We start from the raw sequence: 23,458 nt of genomic DNA, 5'->3' as shown, positions 1-23,458 counted from the left end.
GTCCTAGTGGAAGGGAGGCCCTTATTTCCCACGGGTCCAGTTCTTTCTTGTGAACGTCGGAGCAGCGGCAGTTTAGCAAAGCAGGCGCTGGCCATCTGAAAACGCGATGGCATCGTCCGGGACATTATATTGGCGAATTGGCGATAGCTTGGCGCATACTTGCAGAGCGAAGAAACGCAAACCTGCGCCAAGGTCGCGTGAATACTCAAAATTGGGCTGAACAATGAGCGAAGCACCACATCTTTCGTTTGATCTCGATACGCCCGGCGTGAGCAGGGGGCATCTTGTTGTCCCGGGAGGTGCCGACCACGGAGTGCTTTCGCTCCCGGTCTTCAGTCTCAATAAAGGAGAGGGACCGCGCCTCCTTGTCACCGGCGGAAATCATGGCAATGAACTGGAAGGGCCACTTGTCGCGCGACGGCTTATTGAGTGGCTGCCAGAAGCGCAAACCTGTGGGAGGGTCATAGTCCTACCGGTGCTCAATCCATTGGCCGTGGAGGCATGGAGCCGCAATACTCCGCTCGACGGGTTGAATCTCAATCGCGTCTTTCCGGGGCGCGCCGACGGGTCAGCAACACAACGAATCGCGGATGCGGTTTCGCGCGTATTATTGCCAATGGCCGACACAGTATTTGATCTGCACAGCTTCGGACCAACCTGGGAGTTTCCACCGGCGGCCACGACGCACCCCATTGCCGATCCCGATCTCATGGCCAGGACGGTGAGAATGGCGGAAGCGTTCAAATTGCCTTTGACATTGGTCTGGCAACACAACGACACGGCTGGAATGTTCGATATCGTGGCCCAAAACCAAGGCAAGGTATTTGTTTGCGCTGAATTCGGCGGCGGCACGGTCGGCGCGGACAATCTCGCGGTCTACGAGGCTGGAGTACGCAACGCGCTCATCGCGCTCGGGCTGGTCGAGGGTAAAGCCGAGTGTCCAACGTTCCGTCAACAGAAGTCCACCCAAACACTCGAAACGCATCCGTCCGACGAGTTGAAATCGCCTGCACCGGGCATCTTCGAACCTCGCCGCTCGGTGTTGGATGAAGTGAAGCAGGGAGATATCATAGGCGTCCTGCATCCGATAGATTCGCTATCCACGAAGTCCATTGACATTCGCGCGCCAGGTCCATCCATTGTCTTAGGCATACGATCGGGGGCGCATGTCGACGGCAACGAAGAAGTAGCGCTCGTTGCGCGACCGCTGAAGATCTAAGTGTCGGATACGCATCGAACTCCTTAACTGCATGAGCAGGAAAAGGAGATAAGATGCCGGTGCCTCTTAGATTAGTGAGCTGGCTGTAAAGAAGCCCCACTGTGCGCGACGAAGTCTGCTTCGTCGGCGCAACAAACCTCTCGACGACGGCGCGCTATACCCATGTGGCAACAGGCACGATCGCCAGGACGCAGAGCCCCGCTCGACCGCTTGACGCTGGAGGTGGTGCCGCCCGCCTGAGCCCCAGCGATGCGCTCCGAGCGGGAGGTGGCGGATATCTTCCGTCGCCATGATCATGCCTATCGTATTGCCCATGACGGCCGTCTCGGCCGCGTCGAGCCTCGCGCCATGTCCGCGATCGAGCTCTGCCGGACTGCGGCGCTTGGCGGTCATGTCGAGGCCTGTGAGGACTGCTCACATGCCCGCGTCTCCTATAACTCCTGCCGCAACCGCCATTGTCCCAAGTGTCAGAGCGCGACGCGCGAACGATGGCTCGCCGACCGCCAGGCTGATCTGTTGCCGGTGCCTTACTTCCACGTCGTGTTCACGGTGCCGGCCGAAGTCGCCGAGATCGCCTTTCACAATGGGGCAGTCGTCTATGCCATCCTGTTCGACGCCGTCGCCGCAACGCTCAAGACCATCGCCGCCGATCCGCGGCACCTCGGCGGTAAGATCCGGTTCCTGGCCTTCTTCACACATGGGGCCAGGCGCTCACCGATCATCTCCAGGCGGCCTATGCGGGTGGGCGACTGCACTTCTCCGGCACGCCCGACGGGCTGGGTCAGGCCCATGCCTTCACGGCCGCGATCCGGCAGCTTCGTCGCAAGAACTGGATCGTCTATGCCAAGCCGCCGTTCGGCTCGCCCGAGCAAGTCCTCGCGTATCTCGGCCGCTATACCCACCGGCTATGGCTTCCTCGCCAATGGATGCCGCCGACCCGACTCGCCATCATCCGGCAACTCTGGTGGCGATGAAGCTCGCTCCGACCGCCGCAGCCGGCGAGACCACCAAGCTGCTCCCGCGCTTTGACCCAACGGTCTGACCCTGCTGTGGCGGCATTCTGCGCATCACCGCCAGGCTGGCGCGATGGCGCACTGGGCTGTGACGACCGCAGCTGGACACCTCATGACGACAGGATACCGCCCCAGCATCGATCGTGACAGCATCGCTGCATCAGCGTCGACGGACGCAATGACCACCCACATCATAATCTTCCCTGTGACTACTCAGACAGCCATCTCGGTCTTAGATGCGGCCGATATACAAACTGCATTTGACGGAAGGCGCTGGGCGATTGATTTTGATGAAGCGCTAAGTCGCCTCGCCAATAATTTGGGAACAACAGATGCACAGCGTTGAGACTTTCCGGGATTTGCAGGGCGAGGCCACCGAGTGGCGCCGCTACCTGCACCAGAATCCCGAGCTCGGTTATGGAGTACACAACACAGCTAGCTTCGTGGCCGAGAAACTAGCTTCATTCGGCATCAATCATATCGAAACGGGAATCGCGGAAACCGGTATTGTGGCAATCATTCAGGGCGAAGGCGGAGACGGACCGACGATCGGGCTGAGAGCCGACATGGACGCCCTGCCGATCCGAGAAGCCTCGAGCAAGCCCTGGTCTTCGCAGGTACCAGGCAAGATGCACGCGTGCGGCCACGACGGTCACACGGCTATGTTGCTGGGGGCGGCCAAATACCTGGCAAAGACGCGCAACTTCAAAGGCTCCGTTGCCTTGATTTTTCAGCCGGCGGAAGAAGATGGACTGGGCGGCCTAAGAATGGTCCAGGAAGGCATCTTGGAGCGGTTCGAGATTTCCCAGGTTTTTGGGATGCACAACTCGCCGGGCCTAGACGTTGGCAAGTTCGCGATTTGCGATGGCCCTGCCGCTGCCGCTCTTGACGAGTTCGACATTCTGGTGAAGGGCAGAGGGGGGCATGCAGCCAGTCCGCATCGGACTATCGATCCAATCGTTATTGCCGCACAAATCGTCCTCGGCCTCCAGACTTTGATCTCGCGGGGCACGGACCCGCTCGAGTCCCTCGTTATTTCTGTCACCAAGTTAGAAGCCGGCACGGCATACAACATTATACCAGAATCTGTTAAAATATCCGGGACCGTGCGGTCCCTCGCATCTGAGTTCAGAGAATATGCTGAACGACAGATCAGGAAATGCGCCGAGGGCATAGCGCAAGGATACAGCGCGGAAATTGAGTTCAAGCACCGGCGGCTCGAACCCTGCATGGTAAACCACACGGAAGCGACTAATGTGGCGATAAAGGCGGCATGCGGTCTCGTCGGATTTGAGTCCGTTAACGATAGGCTGCGACCCAGCATGGGAGGTGAGGATTTCGCTTACATGCTTGAGGCGCGGCCCGGATCTTACATTAACCTCGGCAATGGCCAGACCGCTGCATTGCACAACCCGGCGTATGACTTCAATGACGAAGCCCTGCCCTATGGCATCGGCTATTGGGTGAACCTGGTCGATACGACGCTGGCGGCCCGGGACTAAGGCCGTACGACTGAGTTGCGAAACAAGTAAAGAATCCTGTCCAGCGACGGGATATTGAGGAGGAACGAACAATGAGTATGTCAATAAACCGCAGACGTTTCATCCAAGGGGCATCCGGTATCGCGATAGGTGCGATGTCTTACCAGTCCCGCCGCGCTGCTGCTCAGTCCTCGGGCGAACTGAGGGTCGCTCTCAATGGTGGCGATTACGCAAAGGCGTGTATCGAAGCCTATGTAAAGCCTTTCGAAGCCGAGACGGGAATTACGGTGACCCCGATCGCTGAAGAAGTCCCCGAGTCCACGCTTGAGCTAATGGTGTCGACCAATAGCGTTTCGGTTGACGTGGTCCCCGTGTCTGCGTCCACAGCTGTCATAGCTCCTGAGAAGGGCCTCCTGGAGGAGATCGATTACTCCATCTACAAAAAGGACGAGGTGGATGCGATCATAGACTTCACCCGGACTCCGTATAGTGTTGGGTCGATCGTCTACGCGTTCTGTATGGTCTACAATACCGAGAAGTTCCCAGCTGGCAAACCGCGTCCGGCTACTTGGGCAGAATTTTGGGATGTCAGCAAATATCCCGGGGTTCGCACGTTGTCGTCCGGTGTGTACGGAGAGGCCGGCCCATGGGAGGAAGCTTTGCTGGCGGACGGTGTGCCTGCTGATGCCCTCTATCCGTTGGATATAGACCGAGCTTTCGCCAGCTTGGACAAGATTAAGCCGCATATCCGCAAATGGTTTGTTACCGGGTCCGAAAACCAGCAGTTGCTACACGATAAGGTTGTCGACCTTGCGCAATCCTACGACGGCCGGGCGATTGCATTGATGGATCAAGGCGCGCCTATTGAGGCCAATCGAAACCAACAAAAGGTGACTTGGGAAAGCTGGGGTATCCCAAAGGGCACCAAAAATCTGCAGAACGCACAGAAATTCATTGAATTCATCACCCGCGCCGACAGGCAGGCCGAATTTGCAAAGCTCATTCCTTATGGCCCGGCGAACCGAAATGCGTATAAACTGCTGCCAGACGATGTCGGACGAAAATTCGCCAGCCACCCTGATTACCTGAAGTCTAGCATAGTGATGGACTCCAAGTGGTACACTACGGCAGGATCAGACGGCGTGACAAACGTCGAGCGGCTTGTCCAGCGTTGGAACGAGTGGATTCTTCAGTGATCGCCGATCAATGAGTGTCTGGGGAAGGCGGCCAGACGGTCGCCTTCCTGACTGAGAAATGGCCTGACTAAGAAATGGATTGAGCCGCCTCGGCCGGCGCCCTGCTATGTCGAAGCAATGTGCCAAGCAGCCGTTTTCGTGTCGCGTGTTGGAGGATCAATCATGACCTTGCATCTCAAAAGCACTACCCTGCCAATGGCCAAGGATGAAGCATTGAAAATGAGTTCGGCTCAGGCGCAGATTGAGTTCTGCAACGTGACCAAGATGTATGGGGCGGTCGCTGCGGTCAAGGATTTGTCACTTGAGGTTCGTCGCGGCGAGTTTTTAACCATTCTAGGGCCAAGCGGTTCGGGCAAGACCACAGCGTTGATGCTGCTCGCCGGATTCGTAGAGCCTACTGAAGGAGACATCCTGATTGGTGGGAAGTCGGTCGCCTCGGTGCCGTCCTACCGGCGCGACCAGGGCATCGTCTTTCAGAGCTACGCACTGTTTCCGCACCTCACAGTGCGCCGGAATCTGGAATTCCCACTGGAAATGCGCGGCGTCAGGGCCGCCGAGAGGGCAACGCATGTCGATCGAATGCTTGAGCGCGTCCACCTTAAGGATTATGGCGGCCGGATGCCATCGCAACTAAGTGGGGGCCAACAGCAGCGCGTAGCGCTTGCGCGAGCGCTGATAGCCGATCCGCCGATCCTCCTGCTCGACGAGCCACTGGGCGCCCTTGACCGCAATCTTCGCGAGCAGATGCAGGGCGAGATCAAGAGCCTGCACCGAGAGTTTGCCAAAACCACTGTATGCGTCACGCACGACCAGGAGGAGGCGCTCACGCTGTCGGACCGCATCGTCGTTATGCGCGACGGTCGAATCGAGCAGAGCGATACACCAGAGGCTCTCTATGACCGGCCTGCGACCCAGTTCGTGGCGAATTTTTTGGGCGAGGCCAACATCCTCGAAGATTGCGGATTCAAAGTTGAATCCGATGCCATGCCGCCCTCGGGCACCCTTGCGATGCTTCGGCCAGAACGTATCTGCGTCGCCGCTCGCGCGGCTCCAATGCGAGCCGACTCTGACCAAAGACAGTCTATCGCCGGCACTGTCGCGGACATGACTTATGCCGGCCCGTTGCGGAAATACCTTGTGCGCGCCGGGAACAGTGTGCTGATTATTCGCGAACACGTTGGCGCCGGCCAACAGATCTTTCGAGCTGGCGATGAGGTACGCCTCGACTGGTTGCGCTCAGACGTTCGCTTTGTCAGTGCGTGAGGCGCCGAAAGGGGGAATCGGGATGAAGACGTTTCAGAAACTGGGCCGAATGCCCATAATGCTCACTGGCCCCGCCCTCGCCGTGCTGCTCGTCGTATTCGGCATTCCGATCATCCTGCTCTTCCTGACCAGCCTCAAAGCGCCGGCCTTCTCGCTCACCAACTACCAGTCGTTTTTCAGCCAGCCGGCGAATGTCCGTGTGCTTTACCAGACCCTCGAGATCAGCGGGTTAGCCACGGCAATCTGCCTCCTGGTCGGCTACCCTACGGCCTATCTGATCGTGGCGGCATCGAAGAGGCTGCGCATGGCTCTTATCCTGGTCGTCGTCATCCCCTACCTGACCAGTCTGCTAGCGCGCACCTATGCGTGGATCGTGATCCTCGGCGACAATGGCTTGATCAACAATCTGCTGCTTGAACTTGGACTGATCTCTAGTCCTCTCCAACTCATCTATAACCGCTTAGCCTTGTATATCGGTATGGTACACATCATGCTGCCGATGATGATCCTGGCGCTGGTTAGCGTCATGATGGGTATCGATAAGTCGCTCATGGCGGCTGCCCGTAGCATGGGCGCGCGGCCGTTCACCGCCTTCTGGCGGGTATTCTTCCCGCTCAGCATGCCGGGCGTGCGCAGCGGCTGTTTGTTGGTTTTTGTGATCTGCCTCGGCTTCTACATCACGCCCGCAGCCCTTGGCGGGTTGGGGGACGCCATGCTTTCCACCTTCATCGCGTCGCAGGTCCAGACTTTCTTTGACATGGGGCGTGTCGCCGCATCGGCCTTTATCCTCCTGGCGGTCGCTATCGTCGTGCTCTCGACGTTCGGGCTTGATCTTTCTGGTACACAGAGACGAGCGGCGCAACCTGCGCGGAAGTCTTGGGCCAATCGACTGCCGGTTTTTGGCGGGTTTAAACGCCATCTAGCAGACGAGATTTTTACTCCCCGTCGTGCGAAACGTTGGACGACGCAGCTCTACCAGGCCGGCAGTCAAAGCAGTTGGTCAAAGGTGGTCGGCATTATATTCCTCGTGTTGATCGTTTTCTACTTGCTGGTTCCAGAACTGCTCGTCGTCATCATGTCGTTTAGCGCGGGACAGTTTTTGGAATTTCCGCCCCCGGGCCTTTCGCTGCAGTGGTACCGCGCCTTCTTCGGCGATCCGTCTTGGTATGGCGCCGCCTGGACCAGCCTCCAGATCGGCATTGTGACTACTATCCTATCCACCATCCTCGGCACGCTTGCGGCTTATGGCCTCAACCGCAGTCTTCCGCGGCTGCGCAGTACCTTGACCATGGTGATCCTGACGCCGATCACCTTTCCGGTTATCGTCGTGGCAATAGCGACCTATCTCGGGCTGCTCAAACTCGGGCTGCTCGGCTCGATGACCGGCATCGTCTTAGCGCATACCATCGGTGCTATCGGCTATGTCGTCGTGATCGTGTCCGCCACGCTGGCGAATTTCGATTCCGCGCTGGAGCGGGCGGCCATGAGCATGGGGGCGAATCCGTTGCGGACTTTTATCAGGGTGACGTTGCCTTTGATCAGGCCCGGTATTATTGGTGGCGCCGTGTTCGCGTTTCTCGCCTCCTTCGACGAGGTCGTCGTCACATCGCTGGTAGCCGGGTTCTCGATCCGCACACTGCCATTGAAGATGTGGGAGAATATTCGCAACCAAATCGATCCTACAATTGCCGCCGTGTCGTCGCTGCTGATCCTCATCCCGGTAGTCTGTCTAATCGTCCTCTACGTCGCCGGGTGGCGATCGACGCCTAGCCTTCAGCGCGCGGGTACAGCAGCTGCGGCTTGAGATAGCGCCTTCAGTGTTAGAGGTGGGTAGACTGTAGCGTGAAGCCGCCCTTGATCCATGCATCAGGACAAGGAGTTAAGGCCTCAAATTCGGCTCTGCCGGCCGGGATGTCATTCGGGGCGATCTAGAGTGGCGGACGTTCAGATTGAATCAAGAGGGATTTCAGTGAGGCAGCGTTCGTGATTCACTTCCGGTAGGAGGTGATTTGCGATGCCCAAGCCCTATGTACGCCTCTGGCGAAGGCCGCCTTGCGGGAGGATGGCACGGTAGCGAGGCTGCGCTCTTAAGGTCGTCCTTACGAGCGTAGTTAGCAAGCACAGCATGAGCCATGTGACGTTACTGACCGGGCCGGAGCGGCGGCGTCGTTGGAGTGAAGAGGATCAGGGCCGGATACTGGCCGCGGCATTCGCGCCCGGGGTCACGGTGGCGGCGGTGGCGCGTCAGTACGATGTCGCGACCAGCCTGATCTATAAGTGGCGCCGCACGCTGAGAGCCCGCGAGACGGGCTTTGCCGAAGTTGTCGTGGCTCCCGATGAGCCTGTCGCCGTTTCGCGGCCGGCGGCGCCACCAGCGGTGATCGAGCTGGAGTTCGCCGGCAAGGTGCGGCTGCGGATTCCGCTGACCACACCGCCAACACTGGCGGCGGCGATGGTGAAGGCGCTGGGCGTTTCATGATCCGTATCCATCCGGCGGAGGCCGCCTTGCGTGATAGAGGGGGTTCGTCGGAGTCTCCGACCTTAAGTCTATGCTTAAGGTCGGAGGTCGATGAAGATTGAAGTTTTGGGTGCCGAACGGCGCCGGCGCTGGCGGCATGAGGACAAGATCCGAATCGTTGAGGAAAGCTTCGCGCCCGGTACTGTTGTTTGCGCCGTGGCGCGGTGGCACGAGAGTCGAAGGGTCGAGAAGTACGATTGTTTGGGTCATTGGATAAGACCTGAGGTTGGAAAAAGACACTGTACGGCAGCACTATCGTGAGGAAGCGGCTTTAGACTGCCGCAGTAGCGCTATGGAGGGCGTTATCAACTTAACTCGCGTTCAGGGATTTGCGGCATAGACCGATGTCATGAACACCGCAACCGTCAGCTACAAGCGCGATCGTGTCCCGCCGCAGATCATCGCCCATGCAGTCTGGCTCTACTACAGGTTCCCCTTGAGCCTGCGTCTGGTCGAGGAAATGCTGCTGGAGCGCGGGATCGTGGTTTCGTATCAGACAATCCGCCGGTGGGGCATCAAGTTCGGTCCGCATTACGCTCGCCGCTTGCGCCGCAAGCAGCACAGCCGAAACGATGTCTGGCGCCTGGACGAGGTCGTCATCACCATCGCCGGCAGGAAACACTGGTTGTGGCGCGCCGTCGACCAGGATGGCTATGTGCCTGACGAGATCGTCCAGAACCGCCGCAACACCAAAGCGGCCAAGCGCTTGCTGACGCGGCTGCTGAAGAAGCAACGCGTCGCGCCCGAAGCGCATGATAACCGACAAGCTGCGCTCCTATGGAGCAGCCAGGCGACAGGTGATGCCGGACGTCGAGCATCGGTCGCACAAGGGATTGAACAACCGGGCGGAGAATGCACATGTGCCGTGGCGAAAACGGGAGCGGGGATGATGCAAGGCTTCCGATCACCAGGAAGACTGCAACGCTTCGTTTCGATCTTCTCGGCTCTGCGCAATTCTTCGTCCCGCCCCGCTCAAAACGCTCCGCTCTCGCTACACATATTCACCGCCTGCAGGCCATGGCGGAATGGAAAGCCGTGGCCATGGTCAGCTGACATCAGCGGCCGCAGGTCTCAACGCGTGTATATCCAGACAACATGACATCGCCGTGGGGTGAGCTCACTTTGGTTATCTGAATCCTAGATGGCCGCAATATCGAAATTATGCTTTTCAACCCGGTGTGACGGCGCTCTTATTTCCACCACAACAAAAATAACAAAGGGGAACAATGATATGTTTAAGAATCCAGTGTCACGACGCAAATTCCTGAAAGATGCAGCGTCGGCTACGGCCATAGGTACTCTCGGCTCGTTGGTGGCAAACAGGGCGTATGCTGCGGACACAATCACGGCCACTGAATGGGGCGGAAGTTACATCGACCAGATCAAGCTAATCGCGGCCAAACAGTCGGATGTCAAGATTAACTGGCAACTGTATTCCGGCGGGGCTGCACTTATTCTGCCAAAGATCAAGGCTACATGGCCGAACCCTGGCATAGACCTTGTTGCGGGGTGGGATCTTTCGCTGCAGGCAATCGTCCGGGAAGGCTGGGCAGAGCCGGTCACGGCGGAGAAAGTGCCAAATTTGGCCGATATCCCGAAAAAGCTGCTGATCAAGGATGGTGCGGGGAACGTCATAAACATCCCCCGCACTATATCGTCGATCTTCTGGTACTATCGGGAAGATAATGCTCCATTTGAGATTACCAAGATTGATGACCTCTTGGACCCTCGGCTGGCAGGGAAAGTTTGTTTTCCGGCGCCGAACAACAACTCCAATCTGCAGATGGTTGGGCTCGCGCTTCACAAAGGTGGTGACGAGCGGAACATGGAGCCGGCTTGGGACTTCGTGAAAGAGCTGGCGCGCAGCGGAAATATCGGCCGCGTGGCTACCTCAGATAGTGATATAACCAGCTCCATCAGCTCCGGTGAAACTTGCATAAGCTTTATGGGCGGTAGCGGCGCGATTGAGATAGGGCGCGCCTTCAAGATCAAATACCTAACCAAAATGGATCCGGAGTCAGGATTTCGGACGTTCCTCTATCAGGAGGGATGGTGCGTACTCAAAGGAGAGCATGCTGACGCGGCGTTTAGATTCGCAAACTTTGCGATCAATGCGGAAAACAACGAGGAGTTCAATCGCGGCATTTTTGGCATCCCCGTCAATTTAAAAGCGAAAACGTCGGACGAAGTGAGGCCTATGGTTTTCAACAACGAGGAAATGGACCGGTATATCTACATTCCAGACTGGGCTTATGTTTCCGAGCAGGCCGATGCGTGGATGAAGCGATGGGAGCAGGAGGTCGTGCCACTTCTATAGGAGAAAATGCGCACACCGAAATGAAGCAAAAGCTGGGGATAGAGCATATGAAAATTACGAGAGCCAAAGTGCTACTGCTACTTCCCGCAGTGGCATCATTGGTCCTATTCCTTCTGCTGCCGATGTTGACGGTGTTTGATCAGAGCTTTCGCACCTTCGAGCCCGGTCGGATTGGCTCGAAGGAGGGAGCTTCGTTTACCACCGAGAACTATACAGAGCTCATTCTCCCGGTCTATGCGCGATATTTTATTCAGACCTATCTTATGGCCTTCTGTGCTGCAGCCCTAGCCACTCTCATTGCCTTTCCGATTGCATATTGCGTTGTCAGGCGTTCATCGCCGTTAGTCAGAAAGGCGGCGATTTCAGCCCTTATAGGTCTGATGTTCCTGAGCGCCCTGGTTCGTGTCTATTCAATTGATTTGACCTTCGGTTCCGTCGGGATATTTGGGCGGATCATGTCCGCCTTAGGGATCAATACCAATGGCTATCTCTACGTTGATTTCGTGGTCATCGTGGGGTTGCTCCACTACGCAATTCCAATGTCGATCCTGGTTTTGATCGGGGCCTTACAAAATCTCAACCCGCGCCTCGCAGAAGCGGCCCAGTCCCTTGGCGCATCGGCCGCCACAACTCATCTTACGATAACGTTGCCATTGTGCATCCGCGGACTTGTCTCCGCGTTGTTGGTATCGATGACGATTGGCGTGAGCGCCTTTGTTATCCCTTTGATTTTGGGCCGAGGACGGGTGCTATTTATATCAAATCTTATCTACAGCCGCTTTGACGAAGTTGCGAATTACCCGAGTGGCGCGGCAATCTCCATTCTTATGTTGGTTTTTTCTTTGGCCCTGATTTTTGTCATGTCCAGAATCGCCACATCATTTGATCGGCAGTAAAAGGATGGTCAGAAAGAGAAATGCAGATGTCCTGCTCGTTTTGTGCGTAAAGGCGATTATCGCGGGAACAGCGATGTTCCTCCTGTTCCCGGTGATTGTTACGGTGTCAATGGCATTCGATGCGCGCGATTTCATGGGCCCGTTTCCTCCTCCGAGCCTGTCGATGAAATGGTTCGACCGGCTTTTCGCTAATGCCTACTTGTTGTCCGGGTTCCAGACCAGCTTGCTGCTGGCAATTGCAACGACGGTCCTTGCGACGGCGATTGGCGCATCGGCGGCGGTGGCGATCAGCCGAATGTCCCCGCGATGGCGTGACGTAGCAACCACCATATTTCTGTCACCTCTTGTGATACCAGGGGTGATTATCGGGTTCGCCTTACTCTTGTTCTTCTCTGTTTTTGACCTCCTTCCGACCTTTACTAGACTGCTTGTCGGGCATTTGATTATTGCATTGCCATACACCATAAGAATGTCATTGATCGGACTTACTGGCATGAGTGAAACGCTGGGCGAGGCGGCGTTGAGCCTCGGCGCTAACGCGCGACAGGCATTCTTCACGATTACCTTGCCTCTCGCCAAGAGTGGCATTTCCGCTGGCGCGATTTTTGCATTTGCGTTCTCTATGGATGACGTCGCGATCAGTATATTTTTGTGTGACTACAATACGCATACGCTACCTGTTGCTTTGATCAGTTTAATGAGAGCGAAGTTGGATCTCACGATTGCGGCGGCCGCAGTCTTCTTAATGGGGCTGACCCTAGCTTTACTTATGGTGCTTGACCGCGTAATCGGCCTTGAGCGAGCAATCGGTCAAGGCATCTATAAGGCTTGATTCGAATGAATGTTCTGGAACTGAAAGACGTCACCAAAAGGTACGGCCAATTCACTGCCGTCGATGCCGTGTCTTTGAAGATCGAGAAGGGAAAGGTGCTTTCTCTTCTGGGGCCGAGCGGCTGCGGCAAGACAACTACTCTCCGCATCATTGCAGGTTTCACGTCGCCTGACCGCGGGACCGTGGAAATCTCCGGCGATAATGTTGGGCACTTGAAGCCCTATGAACGCAACGTCGGACTGCTATTCCAAGATTACGCGCTGTTTCCTCACATGACGGTGGCTCAGAATGTCGGCTACGGAATGCGGTATCGAGGAACGCCGAAATCCGAAATACCTTCTCGTGTCGAACAGATGATGTCGCTTGTTCAATTGGGGGGCATGGAGGCCAGATATCCGAGCCAGCTAAGCGGCGGACAGCAGCAGCGCGTCGCGCTTGCGCGAGCGCTTGCAACGGACCCCCAGATTGTTCTTTTGGACGAGCCTTTATCTGCACTTGATGCGAAGCTTCGCCTAGAACTGCGCATTGAGTTGAAAGAGATCCTTCGGTCGGTCGGGGCGACCACCATCGTTGTCACCCACGATCAGGAGGAGGCTCTCAGCTTGGGCGACGAAGTCGTCGTCATGCGGGGGGGGAAAATCGTTCAGCGTGGATCGCCGACGCAGATATACGCTGAGCCGACCGACAAATTCGTCGCCGAGTTCGTCGGGAGGTCCAACTGGTTTCATGGATCAAGGCGCGGCAGATCGAGTGAGGGCGTCAGCATCTATGTCACAAGCGAAGGAATTGAGATCCACGCAAGAACTCCGCCATCCAATCAATACGACCATGCTGATCTATGTGTCAGGCCGGAAAACATAACGCTCACGGGCGGGGCGGCGAGTGAAGTAGCTCAAGACGCAGAATGCAATGTCCTGGTGGGTGTTGTGCTCGACGTGGCACCTCTGGGCGCCGACATGCATGTGGTCGTCGAGCTTCCAGGGAGGGGCAGATTGCTGGCAGTCCGCAAGAATGTCGGGAGAACTCCGGGATTTGTAGCAGGACAACCCGTTCACGCCCATTTTTCAGCGTCAGATGTACTCTTGTTTCAGGCTGGCGGGCATATGTGAAGGCGGAGGAAGGTCGGTTGCAACTGAGTATTTTCTGTCGCGGGCACATGCTCCGGCATGCGGCTTGCAGGACCAACGGATCATGTCTTTGCTCGCAGTTAACGCATCCAGGCGAGCAATCAAGGAGATAATTTCTAATGAAAATAACTCGCATATCAGTTTTTGGGAAATTGACGCCTTGTCCACCGTACAGCCTATCGCGTGGTCGCACATGGACATCTTTCGAAAGCACCATTGTTGCAATCGAGACTGACGCGGCGATCGTCGGATGGGGCGAAGTCGCAACGATGGGAGGGAACTATCTGCCGGCGTTCGCAAAGGGCGCCATAGCGGCCATTGCCGAATTAGCTCCTCACCTCATTGGAGAAAATCCGCTCCAGACCGATCGAATCAACTATCTGATGGACCATTTCTTGTACGGCCACCCATACGGCAAATCACCAATCGACATGGCTTGTTGGGATATTCTCGGCAAAGCAACTGGAATGCCGCTGTGCGATCTTCTCGGCGGAAGGTTCGAAGGTGGATTAGATCTTATGTGCGACCCCCAGGGGTCAATTGAAGAGTTGTTGGCAGAGACCGCGGCTTTCCGTGAGAAGGGATACCGGCGTATGTCATTAAAGTTGGGCGGCGATGTCGCGCACGATGTGTCAAAAATGCGGGCAATATTTGAACATGCCCAACCGGGTGAGGAATACTACGCCGACTGCAACCGCGGTTGGACACGGGATCAAGCCCTACGAGTAATGCGACAAATTCGCGATCTTGACGTCTATATAGAGCAGCCTTGTTATTCATACGAGGACTGCCTCGCCGTGAGATGTCGGACGGATCATCCAATGATCCTCGACGAAATAGTTGACTCGCCTGAGATGGTGATGCGAATTATCGCCGATAGTGCAGCGGACTTGCTCAATATCAAAATCTCGAGAGTGGGCGGCCTGACAAAGGCCCGCCGCGCGCGCGATATGTGTGTGACGGCAGGAATTCCGATGACCATTCAAGATGTGGGGGGAAGCGGGATAGTACAGGGAGCGATTTTCGGTTTGGCGCAGTCCGTCCCGAAGGAGCTACGCCACTCTGTATACGACCCGCTATCACGCATCTTTACCGACGGATTTACGGATGCACCAATCCGGATGCAGGGGGGCGGAGCAGTGGTGGAAGCCTCGGATCGGCCCGGACTCGGCCAAGAACCCTTACCGGGCAGCCTCGGCGACCCAATAGCTGTTTACGGCGGCAGGGATTGATGGTGAGGTCATCTTTGACCTTTCTTGGCCGGCTCGATCCCCACGCTTGTCGGGACGTCATCTTAACTAAACGCTTTTAACTATGAGCGCCTGAATAGGGTGGCAAAACCTTATCCTTCAGCGGAACTGGGGACACGGCGGGCCAGCAGCGTGAAATGCCGACGCAAGCGTGTTCGACTTTAAGAGGCAACCGTCCGGTGAATCCGACACATCATCGCTGGATCCAATAGAGATGCCGAAGGCGATGTCGTGCAAGCGGATTATACCGCGGCAGACGGCCATGTTTGCGGGAGAGATAGCCGTCAAGCATGATGATTCGCGGCAGGTAAGCGGCGAATGTGCGCCGCTGGAGACGCGTTCGCGTTCGGGACGCGTCAATCTGGTCGAGCGCCGTGATCTCGGCGAAGGTGAGAACCCTGTCGGGCGCGGCGTCTGGCGTGGCGCGGGCCGACATGGTGACGAAGAATATGCGCCAGCTGATTACCGAGCTGAGGGCAATGAGCTTCGTGAGCCTCTCTGCGGTCTCGAGCCTCGCCTCCTCGGCAGGGCAGCCGGGACTTAGTAAATGTGGAACTGCTCCGCGTTCCAACGCCGGGCGTACCAGCCGAGCTTCTGGACCGCCGCGGAAAGATCGTCGATCGCAAGTTGGCTACCAGCTTCCAGTCGATGGGCCCCGAGCGGCGGATCCCCCTTTAGCGGTTGGATGTAAGTCAGAACCCTGCGGACTGCGGCGGTTCTGCTTGGCGACGGGCCGTAAGTATTGGGGGCGGCAAACTTTTACCTGCAGCCAAGTCGTCTTGTCCTGATCGACCGTAATGCGATGACGTCTCGCGCAAGGCTCCGCCGCAAGTTGGGCGAAAACGCGACGAGCAGGGTCATGTGGGCGGTATCAGCAAGTGTCTGCCAGCCTGTTCGTCTGAATACGCACGAGGAAGGAAGCTGGTACCAAGGTCCTGCGCGGTGCAAGAGCTTCTGTAATGGGCCCTTACTCGTCAAGTCCCTTCGAGTGATCATCACGCCGCTGGGATCATGCTTCTGTCCGTGGTCAGCACCAAGACTGCCACATCATGCCATCAGTTCCTTAAGCCGGCAGGTCAATCTAAGTCTAGGACGCGTGATTTGCCGAAGCTTTAACAGCACTACTCCCGACCTTGCCAAGCCCTCGTCCCAGCGACCTCGAAGAAGCAGCGCCGATGGCGGCCTGCCTCGCTGCCTTGTTCCTCCTTTACGCGGTGACGGTGTCCTTGCCCCAACGGAACTGACTGACATCAGCCAACATGCGGTGAAGAACGGTGGAGAGCTTGCAGGCCCAGTGCCGCCTTCGCCCGTTTCATGCCGCGCCGCTTCGCTACCTCCATCGCCCTGCGTTTCAGGGCCGAGAACCGCGTGGCGCGCGTCAGCATGATTGCGACGCTTCATAGAGCGCGGTTCGCACCATTCCATCGCCGACCTTGCTGATGCCACCGTCGATGTCGGTCTCGCGGGATTGACATTTTTGGGCGTCAGTCCGAAATACGCCCCAACGGTCCGGGATTTGGCAAACCGCCCGGCTCATCGACCGCCGAGCGATAGGTGAGCGCCACCAGGGCTCCGACACCCGGTGCGCTCATCAGCCGGTGACAGACAGGACGGCGCGGGCAATCTTCAGCATCGCGCGGTGCGGCCGGGTAAATCTGTTCCACAATACGGCCCGGGCCTGCAGCATCGCTCCGATCACCGTCGCAAGCATGTCATCGCCTTCGATGAGATCGCGAATGCGCGCCTCGAAACGCCCCCGGCTCACCTCGCCAACCTTGAGTCCGCGTATGCTGAGCTCGACGTCGAGCAGCTTGGCCTGCAACAGCTAGCGGCCGACCAGCAGGGCCTGCACGTCCTGGGCATCTGCAGATTTTACAGGACAGTGCCAGCCCATGCGCAGCAACTGGGCGATCCCGCGAGCATGCTTGCGACCGCCACCGGCATTGCCGCCTTCACATGCCATGTCTCCAGCACACCACCTCAAAGTCGGCGTCGACCAGACCCTCGCGCAACCACTGCGACAGTGGGCCCGCCACAAGGTCGACGCGGATGGCCGGCAATCCCAGATCGGCAAGTGTCCCTCGTTTGATGCGTGGGGCCGAGACAATCGGACCCCGTTCAACATCATCACTCTGAGGGACAGCCTCCTTCCTGGCTATGCGAGGAGCGCCAGCCCATTACGGCATCTAGTAGATATCCCTCTCCCGTTCACCCGCATGCACGCACTACTCGGGCGCCAACGAGCGCGCACGTTCTACATATTTCGCGCGACAATTGCCGCATCCGACCGCCGTGCCGAACGAAGTTCTCTTGATCTTCCTATCGGCGCAGACTCGCACTTTCGCGTCGACTTGTGAATCGTATGTTAGAAACGCCCGTTGAATGGCAGCGGTTAAGCGGCCGTCCACCTTTCCACGGAGACCAGCTCAACGCGAGCGCATCCCAAGAGGCTACGCCTCCTGTCATCTGAAAACGCGATGGTACCGTTCGCGACTCTATGTTGGCGCATCCACCGCCGAGTGGCGCATACTTCACGGGTGTTTACATCTGCATCAGTCCCGTCAGCGCAGAGTTAAGTTGAGGCACTTTCTATGACGACCATGCTGCTTTCCGGACCGGCCTGATACAGGACGACTTCGTCTATTTTGGTGAACTGACAGCGACCGGGTTCACATGAATCCGCTATTTTTTGAACTGTCATTGATGCTCTGGGAGGGACAACACGGAATGCCAAACCTCGTCGATTCTGGCTCCCAGGGTCGCGCCGTCGCAAGACATGGCAGCGCGATGGAGCTTTCTGGCGTCGATGACGGACCCCTCACGCTGAAGCCATTCCGCGCAATCATACCCTTCCTCGACTGCGACACAGGGCTCTTTCCGTTCCGGGCATCGCAATCTCCGAACACTCCCGTATCATCGAGCAAGGTGCGGAAACCTTCTGCAACTTGGCCCGCCTCTTCTTCGTCAAAATAAGGGAACCGTATGCGCGGCTATTCGGGTTTTTCCATCCTGCGCAATGGGCTCGCCGGCCAAAGGTACTGGCCGCGCGTCTGGCAGGCGCCCGATCCGAAGCCGGCCTACGATGTTGTCATCGTGGGCGGCGGCGGGCACGGGCTGGCGACCGCTTTCTATCTCGCCGAGAACCACGGCATCCGCAACGTCGCCCTGCTTGAAAAGGGCTATATCGGCGGCGGCAATGTCGGCCGCAACACCACTGTCATTCGCTCCAACTACTTGCTCGATGGTAACACCCAGTTCTACGAATTCTCTATGAAGCTCTGGGAAGGCATGTCGCAGGCGCTGAATTTCAATGTCATGTTCTCGCAGCGCGGCATGCTCATCACCGCCCATTCGACCGACCAGCTCGATGGCTTCGGCCACCGCGCCAACATCATGCGGCTGAACGGCATCGACGCCGACATTCTCGACCGCGACGAGGTGCGGCGGCTCGTCCCCTACCTCGATTTTTCTGAAACGGCGCGTTCCCCGATCCATGGCGCGATCTTGCAGGGCCGCGCCGGCACGGCGCGTCATGACGCCGTCGCCTGGGGCTACGCGCGCGCCGCCGACGCCCATGGCGTCGCCATCATCCAGGGCTGCGAGGTGACGGGTTTCGTCCGTGACGGCGAGCGCATCGTCGGCGTGGAGACGACGAGGGGCCGGATTGGGGCCGGGAAAGTAGGGCTTGCGGTGGCGGGTCACACATCGGTCCTCGGCCGGAAGGCGGGCCTCGAACTGCCGATCGAGAGCCATGTCCTGCAGGCTTTCGTGACGGAGCCGATCAAGCCCTTGGTCCACCAGATCGTGGCCCACGGCACCGAGCATTTCTACGTCAGCCAGTCCGACAAGGGTGGGCTGGTCTTCGGCGGCGGTCTCGACGGCTATAATTCTTATGCTCAGCGCGGCAATCTCGGGATGGTCCGCGAAGTTGCGGAGGCGGCAGTCGCGCTGATGCCCTGCATTTCTCGCCTGCGCATTTTGCGCCACTGGGGCGGGGTGATGGACATGACGCCGGACGCCAGCCCCATCATCTGCCCAACGCCAGTCGACGGGCTCTATCTAAACGGTGGCTGGTGCTATGGCGGCTTCAAGGCCACCCCGGCCTCAGGATGGTGCTTCGCGCATACCATCGCCACCGGAAAGGCGCATCCGCTCAGTGCCGGCTACGCCCTTGATCGCTTTCGCACCGGACGCACGATCGACGAGTTCGGCGTCGGCCCGTTCGCCTGGCTGCAATAACCGAGAGACCCAAGATCATGCTACGGATCGAATGTCCCTACTGCGGTACGCGCGACCACGACGAGTTCCGCTACGGCGGCGATGCGTCCGCCCTCCGTCCTTCCCACGACAACGCGGATTTCGAGGCCTGGTACCGTTACGTCTTCGTGCGCGAGAACCCGGCCGGACCGCATCGCGAGTATTGGCAGCACGTGATGGGGTGCCGTCAATGGTTGGTGGTCAGGCGCGATACACGCAATCACGAGATCACCTCGGTCCGCTCCGCGCGGGAGGCGCGCGCATGAGGCGGCTTCACGAAGGCGGGCGGATCGACCGATCGCAACGGATCGATTTCACCTTTGACGGCAAGGCTTTAGCCGGTTTCCGAGGCGATACGCTCGCTTCGGCGCTGCTGGCGAACGGAATCGGTCTGGTCGGCCGCAGCTTCAAGTACCACCGGCCGCGCGGGATCTATTCTGCCGGGCCGGAAGAGCCGAACGCTCTCGTGACGGTGGGGACGGCCGGTCGCCGCGAGCCGAACCTGCCGGCGACCACGGTGGAACTGGCCGACGGGCTGGTTGCCGAGAGCCAGAACCGCTGGCCGTCGTTGAAGTTCGACATCCAAAGCGTCAACGGACTGTTCGCACCGTTTCTGTCGGCCGGTTTTTACTACAAGACCTTCATGGGCCCGACGCGGCGGGCATGGATGTTCTATGAGCATTTCATCCGCAAGGCCGCGGGGCTCGGCCGAGCGGGCGAGGAGCCCGACCCGGATCGCTACGAGGTGCGCCATCTTTTCGCCGACGTGGCGGTGATCGGGGCCGGACCGGCGGGGCTGTCAGCGGCACTGGCGGCGGGCGAGGCGGGCGCCAGGGTGGTCCTCGTAGAGCAGGATTTTTTGGCTGGCGGTACGCTTTTGTCGGAACCGGCGGACGGCGAGGCCCGGGCCTGGCTTTCCGTAACGCTCGCACGGCTCGCCGACATGCCGAATGTTTCGATGATGACGCGCACCACCGCGTTCGGTGCCTATGACAGCAATGTGCTCGGGCTCGTGGAGCGGCACGGCTCAGCAACCACCGATCCGGCGAAAGGCGAGGCGCGCCAGATAATGGCGCTTTTGCGGGCGAAAACGATCGTCTACGCTACGGGATCGATCGAGCGGCCGCTTACCTTCGCCAACAATGACCGGCCCGGCATCATGCTGGCCTCCGCGGCGCGGACCTATCTGAACCGCTTTGCCGTACTTGCGGGTACGAGCGTGATGGTCGCAACCGACAACGACAGCGCCTATTCCGCAGCCTTTGATCTTGCGGCAGCCGGGGCCGAAGTGACGATAGCCGACAGACGCGCGGAGCCGACACATGAACTTTTGGAACAGGCGCGCCACTGGGGCATTGCCGTCCGCGGGAAATCGCTGATCTCCAATGCTTTGGGGCGTTATGCCGTACGCGCTGTTACGCTTTCCGAACCGGGCGGTACGTTTACGCTGGAATGCGATTTGGTCGCGGTCTCGGGCGGTTGGTCGCCGACGGTGCATCTGACCTCCCATCTTGGGGTAAGGCCGGTATATCGCGAAGACATAAACGCTTTCGTTCCCGGAAAGCTCGGAGCGGGGCAATTCGTGGCTGGCGCTATGACAGGAGGCTTCATCACAGCCGGCGCCATCGAGGAGGGGCATCGCGCGGGGGCAGAGGCAGCTGCGTTCTGCGGCGCAACGAAATCAGTCCAGCCGCCCTTTAGCCTCGACGACGCTGGACCTAATGATAGCCCGCTCGTCGCGCCTCACTCCGTGGGGGGAAAGGATGGTAGCCAGGCTAGGCGGCCGGAGCGCAGTTTCCCCCTTCGATCGGCGCAGAGGGGGTTCGGGAACCCAAAGGCGGAACTTAACAAAGGCAAGGCCTTTATCGACCTGCAGATGGACGTAACGGTAAGCGATGTCGCGCTGGCGCATCGTGAGGGGTATGAGTCGGTCGAGCATCTGAAGCGCTATACGACGCTTGGGATGGGCACCGATCAGGGCAAGACAAGCAATCTCAGCGCGATTTCCGCCATGGCCGGTCTGCGCGGGATGGCGGTTCCGGACGTTGGCACGACTACATTTCGGCCTCCCTATACCCCAGTTGCCGTTGGTGCGTTGGCTGGGCGCAGCCAGAGCCATCTTTACAAGCCGTTCCGGCGCACGCCAATGCATGACTGGCATGTCGCCAACGGCGCGCAGCTGCTGGAGACGGGCGTCTGGATGCGGCCCTGGTTCTACCTTGCTTCCGGCCGTGATGTTGACGAGGCCTATCTCGCGGAAATGCGAATGGTGCGCGAGGCTGCCGGCCTCATGGACATTTCCACGCTCGGCAAGATTGACATCCAGGGGCCGGACGCGGCTGAATTCCTCGACCGTGTCTACGTCAACGGGTTTGCCAAGCTGCCGATCGGTCGCGCGCGTTACGGCGTCATGTTGCGTGACGATGGCATCGTCTTCGACGACGGCACTACGACGCGGCTCGGCGAGGGACACTTTTTTATGACGACATCAACCGCGAAGAGCGCGGACGTGATGTCTCGGCTAGAATTCCTGCTCGATACCGCGTGGCTCGACCTACGCGTTTCGGTGACTTCGGTTACTGACGAATGGGCGGCGATGTCGGTGGCGGGTCCAAAGAGCCGGGAGATCCTCGCCGCCGCGTTTCCCGATCTGGACGTTTCCAATGAAGCTTTGCCGCATATGTGTCTTCTTGAAGGTCGATATAGGGACAAGCCCCTGCGCATCATTCGTCTCAGCTTTTCGGGCGAGCGGGCTTACGAGATCTATGTCGGTGCTAGCGTCGGCAAGGAAATGTGGTGCCGGTTGATCGAGGCCGGCACGCCGTTCGGCCAGAAGCCTTACGGGGTCGAGGCTCTTGGCGCCTTGCGCGTCGAGAAAGGCCATGTCGCTGGGCCGGAGATCGACGGCAGGACGACGCTCGACGACCTCGGTCTCATCCGCATGGCGGGCAAGCGCAGCGGCTATGTAGGCGATATGCTTAGCCGCCGTGAAGCTCTCAGTGACCCGGCGAGGCCGCGGCTGGTCGGGCTATGCTGCCTTGAGCCGGGCAAGAGGTTGAGCGGAGGCGCTATTCTATTCAGGCCTGGCGAGCGGATGCACGGCCATGGTCTCGGCCGCATCACCTCGGTGACCTACAGCCCCACGCTCGACGCCTCGGTTGGGCTCGCTTTGATTGCCCGAAATGCCGCGGAGGAGGGCACTGAGATCGTCGCTGCCTATCCCATGAAGGGCCAGACGGTCCGGGCCCGAATAGTCTCGCCTATTTTCCTCGACCCGAAGGGAGAGCGGTTCCATGGCTGATGGTTCGAACATGGGCGGCTTTGAGATGGCGGCCTATGACTGCTCGATCCTGCAATTCGAGGGTTGGGACGGCGCGATGGCACAATTTGAGGTGGTACTGAATAGGATGCTGGGCGGGCCTCTGCCGAACAAGGTCGGCGACACTGCTCGTCATGACGATGGGCTCGTCGTTCGGATAGCGCCGCGTCGGTTTTGGCTGCTTTGCGGCGGCTCGCCGCCTGTTATCGACGTCGACGCGGAACTTGGCTGCGCACTCCCGCTCGGCGAGGGCAGGATTCGGCTCCGTCTGTCCGGCAGGGGCCTCAAACAGGTGCTGGAGCGGTGTGTCGCGGCGGATTGGGAGACACTGGGAGATGGACGGGCAGTCCAGACGGGTCTCGATCGTATGCCGGTTCTGCTGCTGCGCAGGAGCGGGTTCGAATGCGACCTCCTCGTCCCGCGCAGCCTCAGCAAGGGCCTGATGGAGTGGATTGCCGACGCCTCCGCGACCGGTACCTGGCTTACCGCCTCGAACCGGGCGACTGGGCTGCCCACCTAGCCAATGAACAATCGGGGTTCAAGGCGCCTTTGAAGAAGGCAACCAATTGATTGCTTGGTGCAATCGATATTCACCAAAATAGGAGGAAGCTGCTCATGCCCGCATCTATTCAACAGGAACGCATGCCTGCATTTAGTCAACAGGAATACCGCGAGCGCACTGCTCGGCTGCGACAGCAAATGGCGGCGCGCGGAATGGATGCGCTGCTTGTCATGAACGAGAATAATATGAACTACCTCACTGGCTATGA

At 58.6% G+C, this 23,458-nt stretch carries 18 protein-coding genes and 3 pseudogenes; 20 read left to right on the top strand and 1 reads right to left on the bottom strand.

Features of this window, described 5'->3' with window-relative positions:
- Nucleotides 1-223 precede the first annotated feature (223 nt).
- From EOA29_RS03920 to EOA29_RS03845, 16 genes and pseudogenes are all read left to right on the top strand, one after another.
- The gene (locus EOA29_RS03920; protein ID WP_029356440.1) at nucleotides 224-1,219 is read left to right on the top strand and encodes a succinylglutamate desuccinylase/aspartoacylase family protein; all 996 of its coding nucleotides are present in this window, start codon (nucleotides 224-226) and stop codon (nucleotides 1,217-1,219) included.
- A gap of 249 nt (nucleotides 1,220-1,468) precedes the next feature.
- Nucleotides 1,469-1,711: pseudogene (locus EOA29_RS43985) on the top strand (transposase zinc-binding domain-containing protein); the annotation flags it as partial.
- Nucleotides 1,712-1,968: 257 nt separating this feature from the next.
- Nucleotides 1,969-2,193 (top strand): transposase, encoded by a 225-nt coding sequence (locus EOA29_RS43980; RefSeq protein WP_348628851.1) that lies wholly within the window; start codon nucleotides 1,969-1,971, stop codon nucleotides 2,191-2,193.
- 217 nt (nucleotides 2,194-2,410) lie between these two features.
- Nucleotides 2,411-2,578, top strand: coding sequence for a hypothetical protein (locus EOA29_RS41150; protein WP_187331537.1), 168 nt, complete (start codon nucleotides 2,411-2,413; stop codon nucleotides 2,576-2,578).
- On the top strand, nucleotides 2,565-3,734 hold the full coding sequence (locus EOA29_RS03900; RefSeq protein ID WP_029356437.1) for a M20 aminoacylase family protein: 1,170 nt from the start codon (nucleotides 2,565-2,567) through the stop codon (nucleotides 3,732-3,734). Before EOA29_RS41150 ends, EOA29_RS03900 begins: the two co-directional genes overlap by 14 nt.
- Nucleotides 3,735-3,805: 71 nt before the next feature.
- A complete protein-coding gene (locus tag EOA29_RS03895) occupies nucleotides 3,806-4,909 on the top strand; it encodes an ABC transporter substrate-binding protein (RefSeq protein ID WP_029356434.1) in 1,104 nt (367 codons plus the stop codon).
- 162 nt (nucleotides 4,910-5,071) lie between these two features.
- Nucleotides 5,072-6,172, top strand: coding sequence for an ABC transporter ATP-binding protein (locus EOA29_RS03890; protein WP_029356432.1), 1,101 nt, complete (start codon nucleotides 5,072-5,074; stop codon nucleotides 6,170-6,172).
- A gap of 22 nt (nucleotides 6,173-6,194) precedes the next feature.
- Entirely contained in the window at nucleotides 6,195-7,976 is a 1,782-nt protein-coding gene (locus EOA29_RS03885) for an ABC transporter permease subunit (RefSeq protein ID WP_029356430.1), read from the top strand.
- Between the two features lie 321 nt (nucleotides 7,977-8,297).
- A complete protein-coding gene (locus EOA29_RS03880) occupies nucleotides 8,298-8,651 on the top strand; it encodes a transposase (protein WP_029356428.1) in 354 nt (117 codons plus the stop codon).
- Nucleotides 8,652-8,747: 96 nt separating this feature from the next.
- Nucleotides 8,748-8,861, top strand: a pseudogene (locus tag EOA29_RS42780) (transposase); the annotation flags it as partial.
- 178 nt (nucleotides 8,862-9,039) lie between these two features.
- Entirely contained in the window at nucleotides 9,040-9,789 is a 750-nt protein-coding gene (locus EOA29_RS03870; RefSeq protein WP_240992578.1) for an IS6 family transposase, read from the top strand.
- Between the two features lie 132 nt (nucleotides 9,790-9,921).
- Complete coding sequence (locus EOA29_RS03865) at nucleotides 9,922-11,007, top strand: extracellular solute-binding protein (RefSeq protein WP_029356426.1); 1,086 nt, start codon at nucleotides 9,922-9,924, stop codon at nucleotides 11,005-11,007.
- Nucleotides 10,965-11,903, top strand: coding sequence for an ABC transporter permease (locus EOA29_RS03860; protein WP_127220252.1), 939 nt, complete (start codon nucleotides 10,965-10,967; stop codon nucleotides 11,901-11,903). The genes EOA29_RS03865 and EOA29_RS03860 overlap by 43 nt, the downstream gene beginning before the upstream one ends.
- A 4-nt stretch (nucleotides 11,904-11,907) precedes the next feature.
- On the top strand, nucleotides 11,908-12,735 hold the full coding sequence (locus EOA29_RS03855) for an ABC transporter permease (protein ID WP_051695579.1): 828 nt from the start codon (nucleotides 11,908-11,910) through the stop codon (nucleotides 12,733-12,735).
- Between the two features lie 5 nt (nucleotides 12,736-12,740).
- Nucleotides 12,741-13,844 carry an ABC transporter ATP-binding protein gene (locus tag EOA29_RS03850; protein ID WP_029356421.1) on the top strand — a complete coding sequence of 368 codons (1,104 nt, stop codon included), beginning with the start codon at nucleotides 12,741-12,743 and terminating at the stop codon, nucleotides 13,842-13,844.
- Nucleotides 13,845-13,981: 137 nt separating this feature from the next.
- A complete protein-coding gene (locus tag EOA29_RS03845) occupies nucleotides 13,982-15,094 on the top strand; it encodes an enolase C-terminal domain-like protein (RefSeq protein ID WP_127220251.1) in 1,113 nt (370 codons plus the stop codon).
- Between the two features lie 1,225 nt (nucleotides 15,095-16,319).
- Here the strand turns inward: EOA29_RS03845 and EOA29_RS42775 are convergent.
- Nucleotides 16,320-17,178, bottom strand: a pseudogene (locus EOA29_RS42775) (transposase); the annotation flags it as partial.
- 916 nt (nucleotides 17,179-18,094) lie between these two features.
- Here EOA29_RS42775 and EOA29_RS03835 point away from each other — a divergent pair.
- From EOA29_RS03835 to EOA29_RS03820, 4 genes are read left to right on the top strand one after another with little or no spacing between them, the layout of a single operon-like run.
- Nucleotides 18,095-19,351 carry a sarcosine oxidase subunit beta family protein gene (locus tag EOA29_RS03835; protein ID WP_127220250.1) on the top strand — a complete coding sequence of 419 codons (1,257 nt, stop codon included), beginning with the start codon at nucleotides 18,095-18,097 and terminating at the stop codon, nucleotides 19,349-19,351.
- A gap of 17 nt (nucleotides 19,352-19,368) precedes the next feature.
- On the top strand, nucleotides 19,369-19,635 hold the full coding sequence (locus tag EOA29_RS03830; RefSeq protein ID WP_029356418.1) for a sarcosine oxidase subunit delta: 267 nt from the start codon (nucleotides 19,369-19,371) through the stop codon (nucleotides 19,633-19,635).
- Nucleotides 19,560-22,670: a sarcosine oxidase subunit alpha family protein gene (locus EOA29_RS03825; protein ID WP_348628850.1), complete on the top strand. Its 3,111-nt coding sequence runs from the start codon at nucleotides 19,560-19,562 to the stop codon at nucleotides 22,668-22,670. The genes EOA29_RS03830 and EOA29_RS03825 overlap by 76 nt, the downstream gene beginning before the upstream one ends.
- Nucleotides 22,663-23,208, top strand: a complete 546-nt coding sequence (locus EOA29_RS03820) for a hypothetical protein (RefSeq protein ID WP_051695569.1) — start codon at nucleotides 22,663-22,665, stop codon at nucleotides 23,206-23,208. The genes EOA29_RS03825 and EOA29_RS03820 overlap by 8 nt, the downstream gene beginning before the upstream one ends.
- Nucleotides 23,209-23,458 lie beyond the last annotated feature (250 nt).

Source organism: Mesorhizobium sp. M1E.F.Ca.ET.063.01.1.1 (assembly GCF_003998155.1).
GTDB lineage: Bacteria > Pseudomonadota > Alphaproteobacteria > Rhizobiales > Rhizobiaceae > Mesorhizobium.
Note: the sequence above shows the minus strand (reverse complement) of the source record. Positions and strands in the feature narration are given on the sequence as shown.

What these genes read in the sequence shown, in the direction of transcription:
- EOA29_RS03890 (WP_029356432.1), top strand. Translation starts at nt 5,072, where the DNA reads ATGACCTTGCATCTCAAAAGCACTACCCTGCCAATGGCCAAGGATGAA.
- EOA29_RS03820 (WP_051695569.1), top strand. Translation starts at nt 22,663, where the DNA reads ATGGCTGATGGTTCGAACATGGGCGGCTTTGAGATGGCGGCCTATGAC.
- EOA29_RS03895 (WP_029356434.1), top strand. Translation starts at nt 3,806, where the DNA reads ATGAGTATGTCAATAAACCGCAGACGTTTCATCCAAGGGGCATCCGGT.
- EOA29_RS03920 (WP_029356440.1), top strand. Translation starts at nt 224, where the DNA reads ATGAGCGAAGCACCACATCTTTCGTTTGATCTCGATACGCCCGGCGTG.
- EOA29_RS03865 (WP_029356426.1), top strand. Translation starts at nt 9,922, where the DNA reads ATGTTTAAGAATCCAGTGTCACGACGCAAATTCCTGAAAGATGCAGCG.
- EOA29_RS03845 (WP_127220251.1), top strand. Translation starts at nt 13,982, where the DNA reads ATGAAAATAACTCGCATATCAGTTTTTGGGAAATTGACGCCTTGTCCA.
- EOA29_RS41150 (WP_187331537.1), top strand. Translation starts at nt 2,411, where the DNA reads ATGACCACCCACATCATAATCTTCCCTGTGACTACTCAGACAGCCATC.
- EOA29_RS03885 (WP_029356430.1), top strand. Translation starts at nt 6,195, where the DNA reads ATGAAGACGTTTCAGAAACTGGGCCGAATGCCCATAATGCTCACTGGC.
- EOA29_RS03825 (WP_348628850.1), top strand. Translation starts at nt 19,560, where the DNA reads ATGGTTGGTGGTCAGGCGCGATACACGCAATCACGAGATCACCTCGGT.
- EOA29_RS03835 (WP_127220250.1), top strand. Translation starts at nt 18,095, where the DNA reads ATGCGCGGCTATTCGGGTTTTTCCATCCTGCGCAATGGGCTCGCCGGC.
- EOA29_RS03830 (WP_029356418.1), top strand. Translation starts at nt 19,369, where the DNA reads ATGCTACGGATCGAATGTCCCTACTGCGGTACGCGCGACCACGACGAG.
- EOA29_RS03870 (WP_240992578.1), top strand. Translation starts at nt 9,040, where the DNA reads ATGAACACCGCAACCGTCAGCTACAAGCGCGATCGTGTCCCGCCGCAG.
- EOA29_RS03880 (WP_029356428.1), top strand. Translation starts at nt 8,298, where the DNA reads ATGAGCCATGTGACGTTACTGACCGGGCCGGAGCGGCGGCGTCGTTGG.
- EOA29_RS03850 (WP_029356421.1), top strand. Translation starts at nt 12,741, where the DNA reads ATGAATGTTCTGGAACTGAAAGACGTCACCAAAAGGTACGGCCAATTC.
- EOA29_RS03855 (WP_051695579.1), top strand. Translation starts at nt 11,908, where the DNA reads ATGGTCAGAAAGAGAAATGCAGATGTCCTGCTCGTTTTGTGCGTAAAG.
- EOA29_RS03900 (WP_029356437.1), top strand. Translation starts at nt 2,565, where the DNA reads ATGCACAGCGTTGAGACTTTCCGGGATTTGCAGGGCGAGGCCACCGAG.